Below are 2,052 nucleotides of genomic sequence, written 5' to 3'. Positions count from 1 at the left end.
CAACTTACGCTGCCTGTTTTATTCTTTCTAAAAAATATTTTCCACGCCACTAAGGGTAACCACATTTTTTCACCCACTATATAGATATGCAGCCACAGATACCGGACGGCATCAGGCAACTGGCCGACAAATGGATAGACGGAACGATCACACCAGCAGAACGAAACGTTTTGCTGGAATGGTATGCCCGGGAGACGCCTGCTGAAATTCCCTGGGATTCTACAGATACCCATGAAAATGAGCTGGAAGAACGATTGTATGCCGCGCTGCAGGATAAATTGTCGCCGCGCTTACAACCGGTGAAAAAAAATATCGGTAACCGGCTGGCACAAGCCGCCGCTATATTATTACTCATCGCTGCAGGCTGGGCAGGGATTCATCAATGGCAGCAAAGCAGTAAGGTGATCGTATCGGCAGAAGGCGGCATCAAAAAAATGATATTGCCAGATAGCAGTATTGTATGGCTGAAGGGTAACAGCTCCCTTGCCTACTCCAAGGACTTTGGCAAAGAAAACCGGCACGTGGAGTTAAAAGGAGAAGGATTATTTGAGATCAAAAAAGATGTGGCACATCCCTTCATCGTGGAAAGTGGTCAATACACCACGCGGGTATTGGGTACCAGTTTCAATATAAAAGAACAAACAACAAACAGCTCCTTCTCCCTGCTGGTATTAACCGGCAAGGTACAGGTGGTAAAGAAAAATAATAAAGACAATATCACTCCATTGTTTATTACCCCGGATTATCAGTTCATTAGTAATAACCGGCAATCATCCGTTAATAAAGCCAGCAGCGAGGAAAAAGCGCAATCAGTGGATGGTACGGAATACGATATGAACTTTAACCGTACGGCATTCCCGGACATCATAAAACGGGTGGAACATAAATTTGATGTAAAATTTGCAGGCACCTATCAATCATTTGAAGCCTGCCGGATTACAGCAGACATCACCGATCAATCATTATCCAATTCACTAAAACTCCTGACCATGGCTATTAATGCGGAGTATGAAATTAAAGATGGTACCATTATTATCACAGGAAACGGATGTAAGTAAATACAAATAAAAACAGGGATGCGCGAACATCCCTGCATAAAAGTCCAAACAACAAACAGCAATTCATTATTTAAACTCAACCAAAGTTACATGAAAAAATGTAAAAGGGGATGTCATGTGTATGCCTTTCCGGGGAAGGCGTTTCAGGATCGTGAAAAACCGGATTATCCAACTTCCGGCATCTCATCATCAATTAAAATTATTATGCGCGTTACGCTGCTGCAACTGCTATTGATCACCATTACGGCCACCCTTAGCTGGGCTTCCCCACTGGCGGCGCAGGGAGCACTGGAGAAAAAAGTCAGCGCCACTTTTAAGGAACAACCTATGTCGGCGGTACTGCAACAACTGGGTAAAAAAACCGGTGTACGCTTCGTGTACAATGACCAGGTACTCGGAAACAGCAAACCCGTCACCGCCTCCTTCCGCGAGTCTACCCTGAAACAGGTGCTCACAAGTCTGCTCCCTGCAGATCAGATTAGTTTTGAGTTGGTAGATGACAAATTTATTATCCTCAAAGTAAAGCCGACGCTAAAGGCCACCCTTAACACCACCGATATAGTACCTGTGTCTGCCGTGAATGTCGCCGTAGCAGATACTTTCATCGTGAAAGGTACCGTAGTGGATAAAGACGGTAACCCGATGCCAGGCGCCACTGTAGGGATTAAAAAAACTACCCGTGGCACCACCACCGATGCGCAGGGCCATTTTTCACTGCGGGTCAACGAAGGCGAAACACTGGATTGCAGCATGGTGGGTTATCAGTCGTTCAGCGTACAACCTAAACCAGGCAGCCCGTTGAAGATCACCCTCGAATCTTCCGTATCCAACCTGGAAGATGTGGTGATAGTAGGCTATGGCAGCACCCGCAAAAAAGACCTCACCGGCGCAGTCACCACTGTTAGAAGTGATGTATTTAAAAACGTACCGGTAACACGTGTAGACCAGATGTTACAAGGTAAAGCTGCCGGTGTGCAAATTACTTCTATCAGCG

2 protein-coding genes are annotated in these 2,052 nt (G+C 45.8%); both read left to right on the top strand.

Features of this window, described 5'->3' with window-relative positions; translation table 11 throughout:
• The first annotated feature begins 86 nt into the window (after positions 1-86).
• The gene (locus VIP81_RS12120) at positions 87-1,058 is read left to right on the top strand and encodes a FecR family protein (protein ID WP_331960518.1); all 972 of its coding nucleotides are present in this window, start codon (positions 87-89) and stop codon (positions 1,056-1,058) included.
• A 90-nt stretch (positions 1,059-1,148) separates the two neighbouring features.
• Positions 1,149-2,052: carboxypeptidase-like regulatory domain-containing protein (locus tag VIP81_RS12115; RefSeq protein ID WP_331960515.1), on the top strand; the 904-nt coding region annotated here is incomplete at its 3' end.

Origin of the sequence: Chitinophaga sp. (assembly GCF_036566945.1) — a bacterium.
Classification (GTDB): Bacteria; Bacteroidota; Bacteroidia; order Chitinophagales; family Chitinophagaceae; genus Chitinophaga.
Note: the sequence above shows the minus strand (reverse complement) of the source record. Positions and strands in the feature narration are given on the sequence as shown.